This window comes from Nocardia sp. NPDC051900 (assembly GCF_044452545.1).
GTDB classification, from domain to species: domain Bacteria; phylum Actinomycetota; class Actinomycetes; order Mycobacteriales; family Mycobacteriaceae; genus Nocardia; species Nocardia sichangensis.
The window spans coordinates 156,301-175,924 of the sequence record NZ_JBITBU010000010.1 but is presented as its reverse complement, the minus strand read 5'-3'; the positions used below and the strand labels follow the sequence as shown (position 1 = coordinate 175,924).

The 19,624-nt window shown below is 68.0% G+C and carries 18 protein-coding genes; 13 read left to right on the top strand and 5 right to left on the bottom strand.

Features of this window, described 5'->3' with window-relative positions; genetic code table 11:
• The first annotated feature begins 421 nt into the window (after positions 1 to 421).
• From ACIA5H_RS19175 to rraA, 9 genes are all read left to right on the top strand, one after another.
• Positions 422 to 1,066, top strand: a complete 645-nt coding sequence (locus ACIA5H_RS19175; RefSeq protein ID WP_379249746.1) for a DUF6474 family protein — start codon at positions 422 to 424, stop codon at positions 1,064 to 1,066.
• Positions 1,067 to 1,080: 14 nt separating this feature from the next.
• On the top strand, positions 1,081 to 1,617 hold the full coding sequence (locus ACIA5H_RS19170; RefSeq protein WP_379249744.1) for a hypothetical protein: 537 nt from the start codon (positions 1,081 to 1,083) through the stop codon (positions 1,615 to 1,617).
• A gap of 39 nt (positions 1,618 to 1,656) precedes the next feature.
• Positions 1,657 to 2,313 (top strand): YcnI family protein, encoded by a 657-nt coding sequence (locus tag ACIA5H_RS19165; RefSeq protein WP_397076951.1) that lies wholly within the window; start codon positions 1,657 to 1,659, stop codon positions 2,311 to 2,313.
• Complete coding sequence (locus tag ACIA5H_RS19160; protein WP_379249740.1) at positions 2,310 to 2,849, top strand: copper resistance protein CopC; 540 nt, start codon at positions 2,310 to 2,312, stop codon at positions 2,847 to 2,849. The genes ACIA5H_RS19165 and ACIA5H_RS19160 overlap by 4 nt, the downstream gene beginning before the upstream one ends.
• A 50-nt stretch (positions 2,850 to 2,899) precedes the next feature.
• The gene (locus tag ACIA5H_RS19155) at positions 2,900 to 3,808 is read left to right on the top strand and encodes a CopD family protein (protein ID WP_397077021.1); all 909 of its coding nucleotides are present in this window, start codon (positions 2,900 to 2,902) and stop codon (positions 3,806 to 3,808) included.
• Positions 3,809 to 3,909: 101 nt separating this feature from the next.
• Complete coding sequence (locus tag ACIA5H_RS19150; protein ID WP_355073317.1) at positions 3,910 to 4,365, top strand: SRPBCC family protein; 456 nt, start codon at positions 3,910 to 3,912, stop codon at positions 4,363 to 4,365.
• A gap of 74 nt (positions 4,366 to 4,439) precedes the next feature.
• The gene (locus tag ACIA5H_RS19145; protein ID WP_355073318.1) at positions 4,440 to 4,814 is read left to right on the top strand and encodes a DUF5313 family protein; all 375 of its coding nucleotides are present in this window, start codon (positions 4,440 to 4,442) and stop codon (positions 4,812 to 4,814) included.
• A gap of 50 nt (positions 4,815 to 4,864) precedes the next feature.
• Positions 4,865 to 5,230 (top strand): DUF5313 family protein, encoded by a 366-nt coding sequence (locus tag ACIA5H_RS19140; RefSeq protein ID WP_379249737.1) that lies wholly within the window; start codon positions 4,865 to 4,867, stop codon positions 5,228 to 5,230.
• Between the two features lie 140 nt (positions 5,231 to 5,370).
• The gene (rraA, locus tag ACIA5H_RS19135; protein ID WP_397076950.1) at positions 5,371 to 5,859 is read left to right on the top strand and encodes a ribonuclease E activity regulator RraA; all 489 of its coding nucleotides are present in this window, start codon (positions 5,371 to 5,373) and stop codon (positions 5,857 to 5,859) included.
• A gap of 52 nt (positions 5,860 to 5,911) precedes the next feature.
• Here rraA and ACIA5H_RS19130 read toward each other — a convergent pair whose 3' ends face one another.
• Complete coding sequence (locus ACIA5H_RS19130; protein WP_039794186.1) at positions 5,912 to 6,130, bottom strand: RNA-binding S4 domain-containing protein; 219 nt, start codon at positions 6,128 to 6,130, stop codon at positions 5,912 to 5,914.
• A gap of 302 nt (positions 6,131 to 6,432) precedes the next feature.
• Between ACIA5H_RS19130 and lysX the strand changes: the two genes are divergently transcribed.
• Positions 6,433 to 9,759: a bifunctional lysylphosphatidylglycerol synthetase/lysine--tRNA ligase LysX gene (gene lysX / locus ACIA5H_RS19125; RefSeq protein WP_397076949.1), complete on the top strand. Its 3,327-nt coding sequence runs from the start codon at positions 6,433 to 6,435 to the stop codon at positions 9,757 to 9,759.
• 100 nt (positions 9,760 to 9,859) lie between these two features.
• Complete coding sequence (locus ACIA5H_RS19120; protein ID WP_355073325.1) at positions 9,860 to 10,072, top strand: hypothetical protein; 213 nt, start codon at positions 9,860 to 9,862, stop codon at positions 10,070 to 10,072.
• Between the two features lie 179 nt (positions 10,073 to 10,251).
• On the opposite strand, the gene ACIA5H_RS19115 is transcribed toward ACIA5H_RS19120, so the two are convergent.
• Positions 10,252 to 10,830 carry a Uma2 family endonuclease gene (locus ACIA5H_RS19115; RefSeq protein ID WP_397076948.1) on the bottom strand — a complete coding sequence of 193 codons (579 nt, stop codon included), beginning with the start codon at positions 10,828 to 10,830 and terminating at the stop codon, positions 10,252 to 10,254.
• Between the two features lie 87 nt (positions 10,831 to 10,917).
• Between ACIA5H_RS19115 and ACIA5H_RS19110 the strand changes: the two genes are divergently transcribed.
• Both ACIA5H_RS19110 and ACIA5H_RS19105 read left to right on the top strand, forming a co-directional pair.
• Complete coding sequence (locus tag ACIA5H_RS19110; protein ID WP_364434063.1) at positions 10,918 to 11,532, top strand: histidine phosphatase family protein; 615 nt, start codon at positions 10,918 to 10,920, stop codon at positions 11,530 to 11,532.
• Positions 11,533 to 11,761: 229 nt separating this feature from the next.
• Positions 11,762 to 12,115, top strand: a complete 354-nt coding sequence (locus tag ACIA5H_RS19105) for a hypothetical protein (RefSeq protein ID WP_379249731.1) — start codon at positions 11,762 to 11,764, stop codon at positions 12,113 to 12,115.
• A 69-nt stretch (positions 12,116 to 12,184) separates the two neighbouring features.
• On the opposite strand, the gene ACIA5H_RS19100 is transcribed toward ACIA5H_RS19105, so the two are convergent.
• From ACIA5H_RS19100 to gltB, 3 genes are all read right to left on the bottom strand, one after another.
• Entirely contained in the window at positions 12,185 to 13,084 is a 900-nt protein-coding gene (locus tag ACIA5H_RS19100; RefSeq protein ID WP_379249729.1) for a cutinase family protein, read from the bottom strand.
• 319 nt (positions 13,085 to 13,403) lie between these two features.
• Positions 13,404 to 14,873 carry a glutamate synthase subunit beta gene (locus ACIA5H_RS19095; RefSeq protein ID WP_379249727.1) on the bottom strand — a complete coding sequence of 490 codons (1,470 nt, stop codon included), beginning with the start codon at positions 14,871 to 14,873 and terminating at the stop codon, positions 13,404 to 13,406.
• A 53-nt stretch (positions 14,874 to 14,926) separates the two neighbouring features.
• Positions 14,927 to 19,579, bottom strand: a complete 4,653-nt coding sequence (gltB, locus tag ACIA5H_RS19090) for a glutamate synthase large subunit (protein ID WP_397076947.1) — start codon at positions 19,577 to 19,579, stop codon at positions 14,927 to 14,929.
• Positions 19,580 to 19,624 lie beyond the last annotated feature (45 nt).

The window sequence follows — 19,624 nt, the reverse complement described above, 5'->3', positions numbered from 1 at the left end:
AGGGGGGGGGGCGGGGGGGGGGGGGGGGGCCCGCCCGCCCCCCCCCCCCCCCCCCCCCCCCCCCCCCCCCCCCCCCCCCCCCCCCCCCCCCCCCCCCCCCCCCCCCCACGGCGCATGCTCGGTCTCGCTTCGCTCGAAACCGGGGGTTGCGGTGCGCTGGGCGCGTCCGGGGGTTGCGGCGCGCTGGGCGCGTGGGGCGGTGACCCGCACATACGCGGTACTCACATTGGCGATCGCGTCGACCCCACTGCCGAGTCGCTCGGCTGGGATGGGAATTGTCAGGCGCCGAGCGCGCGGGCCGCACTACCCTCGCAGCTGACGGCGTGGACCCGATAGGGTAACGGCAAAGCGTGTGACATGGGCGGACGGGCTTCCCCGGCGTCGTACTGCCATGGCGAACCAGCATGACGGAGGGCCTTCGATGGGGTTGTTCACGAAGCGCAAGCGGCGGCCGAGCCGCAGGGCCGAGGCGAAAGCCCTCAAGCACAAGGCCGTGATGGAGGCCAAGCTCGTCGCGAAGAACGACCGCAAAGCGCGCCGGGCCGAGGCCCGCACCCAGCGCAAGGTCGCCAAGGCGCAGATCGCGACGTTCCAGGCGGAGGAGAAGGCCGCGCTGAAGGTGGCGGCCAAGGCCGAACGCGATCCGTTCAGCGCCGGTCAGGTGAAGAAATACCTCGGGGTGGCCCGTGTGCTCATCCCGGTGCTCGCTCCGCTCGCCTACCGCGGCGCGACCTTCCTGCGCGGACAACTCGACACCCGCCGCGCCCAGCAGCTCGGCGTCGGCATCGAGCAGCTCGGCGACTTCACCGGACACGGCGCGAAGCTGCAGGCGCGGATCACGAATGCCGAAGCGGCGCTGACGAAGATCGGCTCGCAGGACGGCAAGGACAAGGGCGAGGCGCAGAAGTTCGTCGCCGCCACCAAGGACCGCCTCGGCAGCCTGACGGCCGCCGTGCACACCTCCGACCAGATGCCCGCCAATCGCCGCCGTTCCGTGCACGCGTCGATCTCCCACGAGCTGTCCGGGATCGAGTCGGACATCCTGGCCCGGCTCGGCGTGCGCTGAGTTTCCTCGTCCCGATGTCTCCGCACCCGATCACCGGCCACCTGCGTGGCGGCCTGGTCGGCGTGCTGGTCGGCGTGCTCGCCGTCGCCGCACACGGTGCGGCGGGTGGCGGTGCGCCGGGCTCCACCGAGCTGACGCTGCTGTTGCTGATCGCCGCCGGAGTCGGCTCGGCCGCGGGAACCGCGCGAGCGTGCCTGCGCCCGTCCGTCGTGGCCGGGCTGCTCGGCGCGGGCCAGCTGCTGAGCCATGCCGCGCTGTCGGTGCTGGTCGACCACGACCATTCCGGAACCACGCACGCCACAACGACTTCCCCGCTGCCGACCGGATGGATGCTGCTCGCGCACACCGTCGCGACGGTCGGTTGCGCGGCACTGATCGTCCTCGCCGAGCGGCTTTTCGCCGCCGCCTCCGGTGCACTGCGCGTGATACTCGCTCCGCCGCGGCGGATGCGAATCGCCGGCGCGCCGTTCTGGGCTGATTCCGGCCTTCCGCCCTATCGCTGTGCTGCGCTGGGTGCGCTCGGTCCTCGCGCGCCGCCGGTGTCGGTCTGATCCTCCGACACCCATTCCTCTCGCACAGGAGACTTCAGCATGTCCAACTCGATTTCGCGCGCCTTCACGACGACGGTCGCCACAACGGCGCTCGTTCTGCTCGCGGGCGGCGCCGCCGCGGCACACGTCACGGTGGACGCGCCCGGCGCGGCGCAAGGCGGATACGCCGTCGCCACCTTCCGGGTGCCCACCGAATCGGACACCGCCAGCACCACCGCGCTCACCGTCACCCTGCCCAACCTGAAATCCGCTCGGAACGAACCGATTCCCGGATGGTCGGCCAAGGTCGAACGCAACGACAAGAAGGAGATCACCGCGATCACCTGGACCGCCGATCCCGGCGCGCCGGGCATCCCACCCGGACAGTTCCAGCGTTTCGCGCTGTCCGTCGGTCCACTGCCCGCCCTGGATTCGGTGAGCTTCCCCGCCAAGCAGACCTATTCCGATGGCAAGGTGGTCAGCTGGGATCAACCGGTCCAGAAGAACGGCGACGAACCGGAACATCCGGCCCCGTCGATCACCCTGACCGCCGCGAAAGACCACGCGGACGGGCACGCGGTGAGCAGCGAAGCCGAAGACGAAGACGCCGACCACGAGGACCAGACGGCCCGCTGGCTCGGCGGCATCGGTCTGGCACTCGGCTTGCTCGGTGTCGCGCTCGGCGTCGGCAACGTGATCCGCGGGCGGCGCGCATGAGCCGCCGCCTCCTCGCCGCCCTCGTGGCGGGACTGTTTCTGCTCGGGTTCGGCATCGGCGCAACGGGAGTCGCCGCCGCGCACTCCGCCGCGACCGGCAGCGTCCCGGAGGAGAACGCGACCGTAGACGCGGGCCCGGACCGCGCCAGCGTCACGTTCAACGAGGAACTCCAGCCCAGCTTCCCGTCGCTCACCGTCGTCGGACCGGACGGCAATCTGTGGTCCAAGGGCGATCCGGTGGTCGAGGGCAAGACGGTCAGCGTCGCCGTAGGCGAGCTGGGCCCGGTCGGCGAATACACCATCGCCTATCGGGTGACCTCGGCCGACGGGCACCCGGTCAGCGGCAAACGCCATTTCACGCTGGGCAAGCCGGGCAACGGCACGCCGGGGCCGAAGCCGAACGCGAAGGCGAACGACAGCTCGGACGGCTCGGACGGGATCCCGCTGTGGGTGTTCGTCGTCGGCGCGGTCGTGTTGTTCGGCGGCGGACTCGCGTTCGCCTTGTTCGGCGGCAGGAGCCGCGACCAGAAGCGGTGAGCGACGTGAAGACCGGCGGCCGGGACGGCGCTCGGCGCGCCCCCGGCCGGATGCCATGGCCCGCGGTGTTGCTGACCTTCCCGGCCGGGCTGCTGGGCGTCGTACTCGCCTGGGTCCTGATCCTTCCCGGACCGCTGCCGGGGGAGGCCGTGGTCCGGGTGGTCGCCGACGGTGTCGGGGCCACCGCGCTCGGGTTGGCCGCGCTGCCCAGAGTGGCGCCGCGCGCGCGGACACCGTGGCGGCTGCTCGCGGTGCTCGCCGGCATCTGGGCGGTGGCCGAATTCGCCGTGCTGGTCTTCGAGGCCGCTGAGGTGGTCGGCGTTCCGGTGAGCCGACTCGGCGCCGGAGAGTTCGGCACCTATCTGGTCGACGTCAGCGGCGGGCAGGTCGGGATCGCGATCCTGGTCGGCGTCGCGACGGTGGCCGGTGGATCGGCGCTGGCCTTCCGGCGGCCCGAGTCCGCCTCCGCCGATCTGGTGCTGGTGTTCGCGGCGGTCGCGCTGGCGTTGCGGCCGATCACCGGGCACATGTCGCAACAGGCGTTCGGGTCGGTTCTCGCCGCGGTGCACGCGTTGGCGGCGGGCGCCTGGTTCGGGTTGCTGGTCGCGCTGACGCTGGTCGTGCGGACCCGGGGCGAGTGGGCGGCCGTGCTGCCCAGGTATTCGGCGGTGGCGTTGCCCCTGGTGGCGGTCGTTGCGGTGACGGGGGTGCTCAACGGGCTGATCCGGGTCGGTGGGGTGGCTCCGTTCGTCAGCACCGGTTACGGCCGGATTCTGCTCGCCAAGACCGTGGTGCTGCTCGGCTTGCTCGCGCTCGGCTGGTGGTGGCGGCGCAGCTGGGTGCCGAAGGCGGCCGACCACCGGATGGACGCGAAGGACTCGCTGCGCCGCGCGGTAGCCGAGGTGGTCGTGATGGCGCTCGCCTTCGGCCTCGCCGCGACCCTCGCGGTAACAGCCTGAGCCGCGGCTCCGCGTCCCGGTTGTGCGTACCTCCGCCTTCGCTCCGGCCATGCGCGGGCTGAGGACGGGCTATGTCCGAGCGCACCCGTTAAGGTCTGCGCATGACCGAAGTGAAGATCGTCGAGGATTGCGTGGCCTCGGCGGAGTCCGCGTTCGCCTACGTGAACGACTACCGGAACCTGTCGCGGTTCCTGCACGGTATCCAGTCCTTCACCCCGGTCGGCGAGCAGACCGAAGGCGTCGGCGCCACCTTCGACGGGCACATGAAGCTGGGGCCCGCCTCGCTGAAGTCGCGGATCCGCGTGATCCGCTGGGAGAGGGACTTCGCCATCGGCGTCGAGTCCATCAAGGGTTTCGACGTCGAATCCACCTTCTTGTTCCACGCCAAGGGCGACAGGTTGTGCACGGTCGACGCGATCGTGGACTTCCGGGTGCCCGGCGGCTTGGCGGGACGGGCCCTCGGCAAGACCATCGAGCCGTTCGTCAAGATCGCCGTGCAGCACACCACCCACAACCTCGTCACCCAGATAGCGGCGTTCCACGCGCGCTCTGTTTGATTTGCCGCGACTTCGGCTCGGGCTGCCACCGGCCGTCAGACCGTAGGTGAGGCTCGGGCTGTCATGCTGGAGGGGTGAGTGCTACACCCTCGGTCGGACAGCGGATCGGTTATATCTTCGGTCGGACCCTGCCGGAATCGATGTCCGATTGGGTGCGGGAGGATCTGGTCGGGCCGGGCGCTACGCGGCGTTACCTGCTGCGGTTTCTGGTGCCGGTGCTTCCGGTGCTCATGCTGTTCCTGTTGCTGCCCGGCCCCCTGTGGATGGGTCTGGCGATGATGGCGCTGTTGTACATCCCGCTGATCTACTTCACCGTGGCGCTGCTGTACGTCTACCGGCGCCATCGGCTGATCAAGCACGGTCTCGACCCCGCGCTCGCGGATGCCGACGCCCGCCGCCGGGGCGAGCGTGAGCGGCTGGAGTACGAGCGCCGACACGGACGTGGATGACCCGCGTCGAGACCTGGCGGTGCCTTATATCACAGGCATAGCCTGGAGGCATGAAAACCCCCACGTTCACGCAGCGGATCGCCTACGATCTCGGCCGCGAGCTCCCCGAGGAGCTGCACGAGTGGGTTACCCACGACCTCGTCGGACACGGGGCCATGGAACGCTATCTCGTCCGCTTCATCGGGCCGATCATCCCGTTCTTCGCCCTGGTGCTGCTGTTCCCCGGGCCGATGCCGCTGAAGATCGGCTTGATCGTGATGATGATCGTTCCGCTGATCGTCTTCACGGTCGCGCTGAGTTACGTCTGGCGCCGCTTCCGCTTGGTCCAGCACGGCCTGAACCCCGACCTGGTCGACCACGGAAAGTGCACCGAACACGACCGCGACCTGTACGAACTGCGCTACGGCCACAGATAACGCCGCCGCCCCCGAGAAGTAACGCGCCATCGACCACGCGCGAGGACAGCCGACGCGCCATCGAGCGAAGCCTGACGCTCGGACGCGAGCCATAGGGGGCCGCGAACACCCAGCGCCGCGGGCGCTGGAAAATAAACGCCATGACGGAATCGCAGAATGTAATCGCCACCGCAGATCTGGCCGACGAGATCGGCCCGGAAATCCGCAGCTGCGACACGCAGTTCATCCAGTTCGGCGGGCGGGCGACATTCTCCGGACGCATCACCACGATCCGTTGCTTCCAGGACAATCTGCTGGTCAAGCAGACGCTCGGCGAGCCGGGCGAGGGTAAGGTGCTGGTGGTGGACGGCGGTGCGAGCGTGCACACGGCGCTGGTCGGCGACATCATCGCCGGGCGCGGCGTGGAGAACGGCTGGGCGGGCGTCATCGTCAACGGCGCCGTTCGCGACTCCGCCATCCTGCGCACCCTGGACATCGGTATCAAGGCGCTGGGCACCAACCCGCGCAAGAGCACCCAAACCGGTAGCGGCGACCGCGATGTACCGGTCGAGTTCGGCGGGGTCACCTTCGTCCACGGCGACATGCTCTACAGCGACCACGACGGCATCGTGGTACGCGCCGAGGATTGAGCCGGTGCGGCGGCGCGCCCGAATCCGCCCGTTCGCCGCGACCCGGCGGCGATCAGGCGGACACGATCGCCTTGTGACCGGCGAGCGCGACCACATCACCGATGTGCAGTTGCCGCCCGCGCCGCAGTTCCACCTCGTCGTTCACCCGCACCAATCCGGCGGCGATCACCGTCTTCGCCTCCGAACCCGAATCGATCAGGTTGGCCAGCTTCAGAAACTGGCCGAGCCGAATAACGTCGTCATCGATCGGTACTTCGACTGGTTCCGACATGGGGTAAATACTTACTACCCCATCCGAACTCGCCGAACACCGCCCCAGGTCCCCAGCGATCTCCGGGCAACTATGCCGCACTCCCGCTCCGCGCAGAAATCGGAACGTCTCTACCGTATGCAACGAATTCACACCGATTTGGTCGGCCGCTCCGCCCAGGTCAGCGCGGAATCACAAAAGTTCGTCGTCGAGCCTTCTCGGCGGCGAACACGCCGCGCTCGAGTCCGGACCGTACAAACACCGCACAAACACGCGCGCCGCAGGCTTGGCAAATCCGACACACTAACGTACACACTGGTTCCGTGACCTCCACGCAAGCCCAGCAACACCTCGACACCGCAACACCGGCGGTGGATAAACCGACTCCGCCGGTTCCACACCGTGGTCATGGCCGACTTTCGGAAGTGCCGCATATCGCGGGGTTGACGCTCGGTGTATTCGCGGTGCTGTGCTTCCTGTGGAGCCTCTCGCCCGCGCTGCGTTTCCTGACCCAGGTGCCGCGCCGCTATATCGATACCTATTACTTCGACGCGCCGGACACGAACCTGATGTGGGCGCTGGTGGTCGGGTTGACCGCCGGCGCGATTACCAGCCGCAAACGGATCGCCTGGTGGTTGCTGATCGGCTATCTCGCGATCTACACGGTGGTCAACGGCATGGCCTTCGCCGAGCGCGGCAGTATTCACGCGCTGGTGGCGATGGTGGTGCACCTGGCCGTGATCGGCGTGCTCATCGCGGCATGGCCGGAGTTCTACACCAAGGTGCGCCGCGGCGCCGGGTGGAAAGCGCTCGGCGTGCTGGTCGGTGGACTGGCGATCGGCGCGCTGCTGGGCTGGGGACTCGTGGAATTGTTCCCCGGCAGTCTTCCGCCGGGCCTGCAGCGGCCTGGGTGGGCGGTCTACCGGGTGACCGCGGCGGTGCTGGCGGACAACGAGCACTTCGACGGACATCCGCGACCGTTCGTCAACTTCCTGCTCGGCCTGTTCGGCGCTGTCGCGCTGCTGGCCGCGGTAGTCATCCTGCTGCGCTCGCAGCGGGCGGCGAACGCGATGACCGGCACCGACGAGTCGGCGCTGCGCGGACTGCTGGAGCGCTCGGATGTGGAGGATTCGCTCGGCTACTTCGCCACCCGCCGGGACAAGGGGGTGGTATTCGCGCCGAGCGGCAAGGCGGCGGTGACCTATCGGGTGGAACTGGGCGTCTCCCTGGCCAGTGGTGACCCGATCGGCATCCGCGAGGCATGGCCGCAGGCCATCGATGCCTGGCTGCGGGAGGCCGATCAGTTCGGTTGGGCGCCCGCGGTGATGGGCGCGAGCGAAGTCGGGGCGACGGCGTACCGGCGGGCGGGTCTTTCCGCGCTGCGCCTCGGTGACGAAGCCATTCTGGATACCAGGAACTTCTCGCTGGCCGGACCCGAGATGAAGCCGGTGCGTCAGGCCGCCAACCGGCTGCGCAAGCACGGTGTCGTGGTCCGCATCCGCAGGCATCGCGATATCCCCGCCGAAGAGTTCCGCAGGATCATCGCCCGCGCCGATGCCTGGCGCGACACCGAGACCGAGCGCGGGTTCTCCATGGCGCTGGGCAGGCTGGGCGATGCGCTGGACGGCGACTGCTTGCTGGTCGAGGCCGTCAATCCGCAGGACCGGGTGCTCGGCATGCTGTCGCTGGTGCCGTGGGGCCGCACCGGCGTCTCGCTGGAGCTGATGCGCCGCGACCCCGGGGGTCCCAACGGCGTGATGGAGCTGATGATCTCGCAGCTCGCGCTGCATTCCGAGCTGTACGGCATCACCAAGGTGTCGCTGAACTTCGCGGTGTTCCGCTCGGTGTTCGAGGAAGGCGGCCGGATCGGAGCCGGTCCCGTGCTGCGCTTGTGGCGTGGCGTGCTGCTGTTCTTCTCCCGCTGGTGGCAGTTGGAGGCGCTGTATCGCTCGAATGTGAAGTATCAGCCGCACTGGGTGCCCCGGTTCTTCCTGTTCGAAGATCGCAGGCACCTCCCCCGCGTCGCGATGGCCAGCGCGCTGGCGGAGGGCTTCCTGCCCCGGTTCGGCAAGGAGCCGGACACCGCGATCCACACCGGCGAACATGTCGCGGTGCCCGCCACCGTGACGGGCCTGCACGCCGACGGCAGCGCGCCGGAAATCCCCGAGCACGAGAGTGCGGAGCAGTTGCCACGCAGGCCCGAACAGGTTCGCGTGCGCATGGACAAACTGGCGCGGCTGACGGATTCCGGCATTGATCCCTATCCCGTCGCCTACCCGCCGACGCACACCGTCGCCGATGCGCGGCGTTCCCCGCGCGGCACCACGGTTCGGGTCTGCGGCAGGTTGCTGCGCATCCGCGACTACGGCGGCGTGATCTTCGCGGTGGTCCGCGACTGGACCGACGACATCCAACTCGTCATCGATCGCGACCGGGTCGGCGCCGCCCGAAGCGCCGAGTTCGGCGAGTTCTTCGATCTGGGCGACCTGATCGAAGTGAGCGGTCAGATCGGGGCCAGCAGGCGCGGTGAGCTGTCGCTGCTCGCGGCGGACTGGCGGATGCTGGGCAAATGCCTGCACCCGCTACCGGACAAGTGGAAGGGGCTGGCCGATCCCGAGGCCAGGGTGCGGCAGCGCTACGTCGACATGGCGATCAACACCGAGATCCGCGAGGTGCTGGCCAAACGGAGCGCGGTGATGCGCTCACTGCGGGACTCGCTGAACTCCCTGGGTTACCTGGAAGTGGAGACGCCGATCCTGCAACAGGTGCACGGCGGCGCCAACGCCACGCCGTTCCTCACCCACATCAACGCCTACGACCTCGACCTGTACCTGCGCATCGCCCCCGAGCTGTATCTCAAGCGGCTGTGCGTCGGCGGAATGGAGAAGGTGTTCGAGATCGGGCGCACCTTCCGCAACGAGGGCGTCGACTTCAGCCACAATCCCGAGTTCACCATTCTCGAAGCCTATGAGGCGCACAGCGACTACGAGCGCATGATGCACACCTGCCGACGGCTCATCCAGAACGCCGCGATCGCCGCCAACGGCGCCATGGTGGCCCTGCGGCCCCGTGGCGACGGGACCTTCGAGGAGGTGGACATCTCCGGCGAGTGGCGGGTGCGGACGGTGCACGGCGCGGTGTCGGAGGCGATCGGTACGGAGATCACGCCGGAGACCGAGGTCGAGGAGTTGCGCCAACTCTGCGAAAAGGCCGAGGTGCCCTGTCAGCACGGCTGGGACGCCGGTCAGGTGGTGCTGGAGATGTACGAGCACTTGGTCGAATCCCACACCCAGGAGCCGACTTTCTACATAAACTTCCCGACTTCGGTGTCCCCGTTGACCAGACAGCACCGCAGCATCCCGGGCGTGACCGAGCGCTGGGACCTGGTCGCCTGGGGTGTCGAACTCGGCACCGCCTACAGCGAACTCACCGATCCCGTGGAGCAGCGCCGCAGGCTCACCGAGCAGTCACTGCTCGCGGCCAACGGTGATCCCGAGGCGATGGAACTCGACGAGGACTTCTTGCAGGCGCTCGAGCACGCCATGCCGCCGACCGGCGGGCTCGGCATGGGCGTGGACCGGATCGTCATGCTGATCACCGGACGCAGCATCCGCGAGACACTGCCGTTCCCCTTGGTGAAACCACGCTGACCGAGCCTTCGTCCTGGAAGAATCCTCATCGAACGAATCGGACCGCTACCCTTGGAGATTCGGCCCCGGGAGGAGGCCGCGACACCAAAGGGGTTCGGATATGTACCTTGATCTGCTGACGAACGCGAGTTTGCTGGACCACACCGTATGGGCCAGCCCCGACACCTGGAACTCCGCGCTCGAGCTGGCCGCCAAAAAGAAGAAGAGCAGAGGCGGCGGCGGGCTGATCATCGGCGCACTCTGCTGCCTGCTGGTGGTCGCCCTGATCATCGGCGGCATCTACCTGCTGACCAAGCGCAGGAAGAACAACTAACGGCAGACTTCGACGGCCCGGACCGATGCGAACCGGGCCGTCGATTCGCACCATCGTTACCGTGGTCTGAAGCACGCTCGTACGCCGTCTCCACAGCACCGCGACCCGTCCGTGCGGGCGCCCTTGGTTCAACCGAATGAATGCCCTGGAGTGCTCGGCCGAAGCTGAACCGATCGTGTCTAAAGCCGATCGATCTCGGTGAGATCGATATCCAGATCGAACGGCACGGTGAGCTTCAGGCGATCGTGGTGAATACCGGTAAGTGCGTACGTCTTCGTGGCCGGATCGAGTTCGTAGACGTAGACGACCGGACGGCCATCTACGTTCTCCACTCGCCAGAAGTGAGCGATGCCTGCGCGAGCATAAAGCTGCGGTTTGCGCTCCCGATCACGAGTACGCGATTCGGCGGACACCACCTCGGCTGCCAACACGAGATCATCGGCGCGGTAAGTAGTCAGTTCGGGGCCGCCGACGCTTTCGGCGTGTATCACGATAATGTCCGGTTCCGGGCGTTGGTCCCGCCCGAGAGTCACGGTCATTTCCCGTCGCACGCGTAGCTGCGGAGGGGCGAGGCGGCGCAGAGCGGAGTCGAGCAATGTAATGACCAACATATGGAACTGCGCCTGCGGACTCACGAAGACGAGACTCCCGTCGATCAGCTCGGTGTGTGGGGGAAGGTCTGGCAGGCGATCGAGATCCTCGGCGACGAACCCGCCCGGCGGCGGGCGCAGCCACTGCGGAAACGGCTCGACGGTCATGGTTCGAGTATGTCACCCCCGATGGGTCGGACGAAGGGTCGATGGGGCTGGATCGAATGGTCCAGAGGCATCCGGCAGAGTGGGGGGGTGCAGTTGATTCTCGTTCGCCATGCCCAGCCGGTCCGGATGCTGACTTCGGGTGGGCCCGCCGATCCGGAGTTGGCCCCGGTAGGGCTGGAGCAGGCCGAGCGGGTGCCTGCGGCTCTCGGCCATCACCGGATCTCCCGGGTGGTGAGCAGCCCGCAGCGCCGGGCTCGGGAGACGGCGGCGCCGACCGCCACGAAACTGGGTCTCGGCGTCGATGTCGTCGACGACCTCGCCGAATACGATCGCGATCTACCGGCCTACATTCCCATCGAGGACGCGAAGGTCGAATTCCGCGACGCCTATGACCGGATCAAGGCCGGACATCTTCCGGTGCAGGTGGACGGTGCGGCATTCAAGGCCAGGGTGTACGCCGCGGTCGCCGATATCGTCGCGGCCACCGATCCGGCCGACACTGTCGTCGCGTTCGCGCACGGCGGTGTGATCAACGTGCTGCTGCAAGAGGTCCTCGAGCTGGAGAGGCCGCTGACCTTCCCCATCGACTACTGCTCGATCACCCGCATCCTGTTCTCCCGCACGGGGCGCCGCACGGCCGCCACCGTCAACGAGAACGGGCACGTCTGGGACCTGTTGCCCCGCAATATCGCCTCGAGCTGAGCACGCACAGAGGATTGCCAGGCCGACCGCACCGGTGTCCCAGTCACGAGAGGCCCCTACGTTTTCGGTGCCTGCTCAGACCATGCCGGCGATCCGCTGATCGCCACGCGCTGAGTTATTCACAGCCGATTGCCAGGCGCGTCGCACCGATGTCCCAGTGACCGAACCTTCGATAGGACCGGTGAGCCGCTGCCGAACGGCGACTCACGGTTCGAGAGAAAGGAATTCCGTGTCGCTCTCCAAAACCGCTACGCCGCTGCGGCGTCTGGCCGGGGTCGCCGCGGCCGGTGCGCTGATCACCGTCCCGCTCGCGGCCCTCGCGGCGACCGCGTCCGCCGAAACCACCGCCGACCAGGCGCAGATCCAGCTGGTGGACGCGCCGCAGCAGGGCACCGACATCGACGGCGGCCCCCGTCATTTCGAACGTTTCGAACGGCATGACGGGCCGGACAACGGGCCGCGTCTTTTCGAACATTTCGAACGGCACGACGGCCCGGACTGTGAGCCGGACAACGGCCCGTGGCGGGATGGCCCGCGGCAGAAGCACTTCTTCCACGTGCTTCCGCCCACCGGGTCCAGCTAGACCCTCCGGCCGCATCGAAAAGGGCCCACTTCCGAGTTCGGAGGTGGGCCCTGTGGTTTCGGTGCCAGGTCAGGCCATGCCCGCGATCCAGTTGTGCATCCAGGAGATGGCCGTCTGGCCGCCACCCACCGGGTAGCTGCCGTACAGGGTGTGCGCCTGCGACTTGTAGAAACGCTCCAGGTCCTTGACTCGCTGCTCGTTGGCCGAGTCGGTCAGCTGCGCCTGCAGGACCGGGACACCGCCCGAACTCATCAGATCGCCGAAGATGTTGCCCGCCTCGATCTGGTAGCGCCACATGTTGGCCGGATTGGCATCCGACGCCTGCGCGAGGAAACCGGCGAACCGTGTGACGAAGTCCTCGGTCGCGGTGGCGCAGTAGAGGTCGTCGAGCGCGCAGATGGTGCGGGTGCGGTCACTGATCCAGCCGAAGCCGCCGACACGGGGACCACCGGCGCCCGCTCCCGGCGCGACCGGGCCGACCTGGATGTCGGTGGGCGAACGACGCGGATCGGAGATCAGGCCCACACCGGCGACACGATCGGGCGGCACGACACCGAGGCCGGTGCCGATCTCGGCGGCGAGGTCACCGGCGGCGTCCGCGCCCTGGCTGTAGCCGACCAGAGCGATCTTGGTCGCACCGCACTGCTGCGCCATGTTCGCGATCAGGCCACGCGCGTTGTCGACCGCTTCCTTCTTGGAGTTGCCGTAAACCTCGCCCTCCCAGGGGAAGGCGGTCGCGGCATAGGTCACGTAGTCGACCTCCGCGGAGGACGGTAGGCCACGGGTGACGCCGGAAAGCATGCCCGGCTGCGGGTTCTTTTCGTGCCCGGTCTCCCAGGTACCCGGGATCGCCACCACGTACAGGCTCGGGCAGCCGGGTGCGGCGTTCGCCGAACCGCTACCGAGAACCAATCCGGACATCACGGTCGCGGACGCACCCAGAGCCGCGACGACCTTCTTCCACTGCATACCGCTCCAAACCTCGCCCTCGTCGACTTCCCGCCGAGTTGCCGCGTCAATGCTGAACGCACTGGATGTCGTTCCAGTGCACGCCGGGTGAACAGAAGTCACCCGGCCGGATGAGGTGCGCTCATAACCACATCCCAAGATCAGCAGTACGCCGGAGATCACAATAAGGCCACGCCCGCCGCAATGCCATTCGAACCCCGCAGTGTGTCGGATTTCCGTTGCCGGGGCGACTCGAAGCCGGGAAATCGCACGCGAAAAGGCGCCTGTGGACGAGTTGTCCACAGACGCCTTTCGTTTCCGCTCCGGTAAGAGAGGGGACCTAGCGCTGAGCCACCATGGTGGGGGTGATCGGCGCCGGGAGGGCGGTCTCGCCTTCCAGGTACCGGTCCACGCCCGCGGCCGCGGCGCGGCCTTCGGCGATGGCCCAGACGATGAGTGACTGGCCACGGCCCATGTCACCCGCGACGAAGACGCCGGGAACGTTGGTCGCCCAGTTCTTGTCGCGCTGCACGTTGCCGCGCTGGTCGTAGCCGACGCCGAGATCGGTGAGCAGGCCCGGCTTCTCGGGACCGACGAAGCCCATGGCCAGCAGCACCAGGTCGGCCTCGAGCGTGAAGTCGGTGCCCTCCACCTTCTCGAACCGGCCGTTGACCATCTTGACCTCGTGCGCCTCCAGGCCGGTCACCTTGCCGTCCGCGCCGACGAAGCGCTCGGTGTTCACCGAGAACACGCGCTCGCCGCCCTCCTCGTGCGCCGAGGAGACCCGGTACATCAGCGGGTAGGTCGGCCACGGGGTGGACGCGGCCCGCTCCTCCGGGGGACGCGGCATGATCTCGAACTGGTGGATGCTCGCCGCGCCCTGCCGGTGCGAGGTGCCGAGGCAGTCGGCGCCGGTGTCGCCACCGCCGATGATGACGACCTTCTTGTCCTTCGCGTGGATGGGCGGCAGGCCCGCTTCGTCGGTGACGTCGTCGCCGAGCTGCACCCGGTTGGCCCAGGGCAGGAACTCCATGGCCTGGTGGATGCCGTCCAGATCGCGGCCCGGGATCGGCAGGTCACGCGCCAGCGTGGCGCCGCCGGCCAGCACGATCGCGTCGTACCGCTCGCGCAACTGCTCGGCGGTGATGTCGACGCCCACGTTCACACCGGTCTTGAAGATGGTGCCCTCGGCCTCCATCTGCGCGAGACGGCGATCGATGAAGCGCTTCTCCATCTTGAATTCCGGGATGCCGTAACGCAGCAGACCGCCGATGCGGTCGGCCCGCTCGAACACGGTCACGGTGTGCCCGGCGCGGGTCAGCTGCTGCGCCGCGGCCAGACCGGCCGGACCGGAACCGACGACGGCGACCTTCTTGCCGGTGAGGCGGGTCGGGTAGACCGGGGTCACCCAGCCCTCGTCGAAGGCGTTCTCGATGATCTCGACCTCGACCTGCTTGATCGTGACCGGATCCTGGTTGATGCCGAGCACGCAGGACGCCTCACACGGCGCGGGACACAACCGCCCGGTGAACTCCGGGAAGTTGTTGGTCGCGTGCAGCCGGTCGATGCCTTCGCGCCAGCGGTCCTTGTAGACCAGGTCGTTCCATTCGGGGATCAGGTTTCCCAGCGGACAGCCGTTGTGGCAGAACGGGATACCGCAGTCCATGCACCGGCTGGCCTGGGTCTGCAAGGTCTGGTGGGAGAAGTTCTCCTCGTAGACCTCTTTCCAGTCCATCAGGCGCAGTGGCACCGGGCGCCGCTTGGGCAGTTCCCGTGCGGTGTGCTTCAGAAAACCCTGGGGGTCAGCCACGAGCGGCCCCCGAATGGTCACAGCGCCTCGTCCACGTCATCTCTAGAACTTCCTTAGCCACGAGCGGCCTCCATAATCGCCTCGTCCACGTCCTTGCCGCTCTTCTCAGCTTCGGAGATGGCGAGCAAAACCTTCTTGTATTCGCGCGGCATGACCTTCACGAAATGGTTCACCTGCTGCGACCAGTCGCTCAGAATGCGCTCGGCCACCGGGGAACCGGTCTGGTCACGGTGCTGGGTGATGATGTCGTGCAGCCAGGTGAAATCGTCACCGGCCAGCTGCTCGACGGCGTCGGCCTGCTCGGGGTTGAGCTTGGACGCGAAGGTGCCGTTCGGGTCGAAGACGAACGCCACGCCGCCGGACATACCGGCGCCGAAGTTGCGTCCGGTCTCACCCAGGATGACCACCCGGCCGCCGGTCATGTACTCGCAGCCGTGGTCGCCGACGCCCTCGACCACCGCGGTGGCGCCGGAGTTGCGCACGGCGAACCGCTCGCCGACCACACCGCTGAGGAAGACCTGGCCGCTGGTGGCGCCGAACAGGATCACGTTGCCCGCGATGATGTTCTGCTCGGCGACGAACTCGCCGGGCGCGTTCAGCGACGGGCGCACCACCAGGCGGCCACCGGAAAGACCCTTGCCGACATAGTCGTTCGCGTCACCCTGCACGCGCAGCGTGATGCCGGCGGGCACGAAGGCGCCGAAGCTGTTGCCCGCCGACCCGGTGAAGGTGATGTCGATGGTGTCGTCGGGCAGGCCCGCGCCACCGTAGAGCTTGGTCACCTCGTGGCCGAGCATGGTGCCGACGGTGCGGTTCACGTTCGTGATCTTGGTCTCGAACTTCACCGCCTGACCGCGCTCGAGCGCGTCGCGGCTCTGCACGATCAGCTGCTGGTCCAGCGCCTTGTCCAGGCCGTGGTCCTGCGCCTTGGTGCAGCGGCGGTCCTGGTACATGAACGCCGTCTCGACGTCGTCCAGGATCGGCGAGAGGTCCAGCTTGCTGGCCTTCCAGTGCTGCTTGGCGCGCGAGGTGTCGAGCAGGTCCACCCGGCCGATCGCCTCGTCCAGCGAGCGGAAGCCCAACTGCGCCAGCAGTTCCCTGACCTCCTCGGCGATGAACCGGAAGAAGTTCTCGACGAATTCCGGCTTGCCGGTGAACCGCTCGCGCAGCACCGGGTTCTGCGTCGCGACGCCGACCGGGCAGGTGTCCAGGTGGCAGACGCGCATCATGATGCAGCCCGACACCACCAGCGGCGCGGTGGCGAAGCCGTACTCCTCGGCGCCGAGCAGCGCGGCGATCATCACGTCACGGCCGGTCTTCATCTGGCCGTCGACCTGCACGACGATGCGGTCACGCAGCCCGTTGAGCAGCAGCGTCTGCTGGGTCTCGGCCAAGCCGAGCTCCCAGGGGCCGCCCGCGTGCTTCAGCGAGGTCAGCGGCGAAGCGCCGGTACCGCCGTCGTGGCCCGAGATCAGCACGACATCGGCGTGCGCCTTGGAGACGCCCGCCGCGACGGTGCCGACGCCCGGCTCGGCGACCAGCTTCACGTGGATGCGCGCCTGCGGGTTCGCGTTCTTCAGGTCGTGGATCAGCTGCGCCAGATCCTCGATCGAGTAGATGTCGTGGTGCGGCGGCGGCGAGATCAGGCCGACGCCCGGCGTCGAGTGCCGCACCTCGGCGACCCACGGGTACACCTTGTGCGCCGGAAGCTGGCCGCCCTCACCGGGCTTCGCGCCCTGGGCCATCTTGATCTGGATGTCGGTGCAGTTGGTCAGGTAGTGCGCGGTCACGCCGAAGCGGCCGGAGGCCACCTGCTTGATCGCGCTGCGCCGCCAGTCGCCGTTCTCCTCCGGCTCGAAGCGCGCGGGGGACTCGCCGCCCTCGCCCGAGTTCGACCGGCCGCCGAGACGGTTCATCGCGATCGCCAGGGTTTCGTGCGCCTCCGCCGAGATGGAGCCGTAGCTCATCGCGCCGGTGGAGAACCGCTTCACGATCGCCGATACCGGCTCGACCTCGTCGATGGAGATCGGGGAACGCGCGTTGTGCTTGAACTTGAACAGACCGCGCAGCGATGCCAGCCGCTCGGACTGGTCGTCGACCAGCTTGGTGTACTCCTTGAAGATCGAGTACTGACCGGACCGGGTGGCGTGCTGCAGTTTGAACACCGTGTCCGGGTTGAACAGGTGGTATTCGCCCTCGCGCCGCCACTGGTACTCGCCGCCGACCTCGAGCTCGCGGTGCGCGCGCTCGTTGCGGTTCTCCAGGAACGCGATGCGGTGCCGCTGCGCGACGTCGTCGGCGATCTCGTCCAGGCCGATGCCGTCCAAGTGCGAGCGCAGGCCGGTGAAGTACTCGTCCACCAGGTCCTGCGACAGGCCGATCACCTGGAACAGCTGGGCGCCGTTGTAGGAGGCCAGCGTGGAGATGCCCATCTTGGACATCACCTTCAGCACACCCTTGCCCGCGGCCTTGTTGTAGTTCGCGACCGCCTTGCGGTAGTCGGCGGCCAGGTCGCCGGTGCTGCCCGGTACCTCGAGCGCGCCGCGCTCGAGCATGTCCTCGATGCTCTCGAAGGCCATGTAGGGGTTGATCGCGGCGGCGCCGAAGCCGACCAGGGTGGCCATGTGGTGCACCTCGCGGGCGTCACCGGCCTCCACGACCAGGCCGACCTTGGTGCGGGTGCGCTCGCGCACCAGGTGGTGGTGCACCGACGAGGTCAGCAGCAGCGAGGGGATCGGCGCCAGCTTCTCGTTGGACTCGCGGTCGGACAGCACGATGATCCGCGCGCCGCCGTCGATGGCGGCCGACACCTGGGTGTTGATCGCCTCCAGCGCCCTGCGCAGGCCCTTGCCGCCCTTCTTCACGGGGTACAGGCCGCGCACGACCACCGAGCGCAGCTCGGGGTGCGATCCGTCGTCGTTGATGTGCACGAGCTTGGCCAGCTCGTCGTTGTCCAGGATCGGTTGCTCGAGCGCGATCATGTTGCAGGACTCCGGTCCCGGGTGCAGCAGGTCGGCCTCCGGGCCGATGTTGCGCTTGAGGCTGGTGACCACCTCTTCCCGGATCGCGTCCAGCGGCGGGTTGGTGACCTGCGCGAACAGCTGGGAGAAGTAGTCGAACAGCAGGCGCGGACGGGCCGAGAGCACGGCGATCGGGGTGTCGGTGCCCATCGAGCCGAGCGCTTCGCCTCCGGTCTTGGCCATCGGCGAGATCAGCAGGTTTAGCTCCTCGGTGGTGTATCCGAAGATCTGCTGGCGGATCAGCACGCGGTCGTGCGACATGTGCACGTGCGGGCGGTCGGGCAGGTCGGCCAGGCGGGAGACGCCCGCGTCCAGCCACTCCTGGTAGGGCTGCTCGGCGGCGAGCAGGGACTTGACCTCTTCGTCACCGACGATGCGGCCCTGGGCGGTGTCGACCAGGAACATGCGGCCCGGCTGCAAGCGCGCCTTCTTGACCACCTTGGACGGGTCGATGTCCAGGACGCCGACCTCGGAGGCCATCACGACCAGGCCGTCGTCGGTCACCCAGATGCGGCTCGGCCGCAGGCCGTTGCGGTCGAGCACGGCGCCGACGACGGTGCCGTCGGTGAAGCACACCGACGCGGGGCCGTCCCACGGCTCCATCAGCATCGAGTGGTACTCGTAGAAGGCCCGCTGCTGCGGGTTCATGTTCTCGTTGCGTTCCCAGGCCTCGGGAATCATCATCAGCACGGCGTGGGGCAAGCTGCGGCCGCCGAGGTGCAGCAGTTCCAGCACCTCGTCGAACCGGGCGGTGTCGCTCGCCCCCGGGGTACAGACGGGGAAGATCTTCTCCAGCCGGTTCTTGCCCGCCGAGTCGACGCCGAAGACGTCGCTGCGCAGCAGCGCCTCGCGGGCGCGCATCCAGTTCTCGTTGCCGGTGACGGTGTTGATCTCACCGTTGTGCGCCACCCGGCGGAACGGGTGCGCCAGCGGCCAGGACGGGAAGGTGTTGGTGGAGAACCGGGAGTGCACGATGCCGAGCGCGCTCTCCACCCGGGAATCCTGCAGATCCAGGTAGAACGCGCGCAGCTGCGGCGTGGTGAACATGCCCTTGTAGACGAAGGTCTGCCCCGACAGGCTCGGGAAGTAGACCGACTCCCTGCCGACCGCACCCTCACCGGCTCCGGCCGACCCCAGCTCACGCTCGACGCGCTTGCGCACCACGTAGGCGCGACGCTCCAGATCCATGTCCGACAGCGGATCGGCGGCGTTCTTCGGCGACGCGATGAAGATCTGCCGGAAGCTCGGCATGGCGTCGCGCGCCAGCGCGCCCAGCGACGACTCGTCGATCGGCACCTCGCGCCAGCCGAGGACGTCGAGGCCCTCTTCCTTGACGATCTTCTCCACGCCGTAGGCGGCGCGCGCGGCTTCGCGGCGGGCCTGCGGCAGGAAGGCGATACCGGTGGCGTAGGAACCCACCGGCGGCAACTCGAAGTCCACGATGGCGCGGAAGAAGCGGTCCGGGACCTGGATCAGGATGCCCGCACCGTCGCCGCTGTTGGGCTCGGCGCCCGCGGCGCCACGGTGCTCCAGGTTCAACAGAGCCGTAATAGCCTTGTCGACGATGTCGCGGCTGCGGCGGCCGTGCATGTCGACGACGAATGCGACGCCGCAGGCGTCGTGCTCGTTCGCCGGGTCGTAGAGCCCGATGGGTCCAGGTGACCGGTGGCCAGGAAGTTGCGTCATGCCTCTGCCTTCAGGAAAGTCGGCCTTCGAAGAAAACGGCCTTTC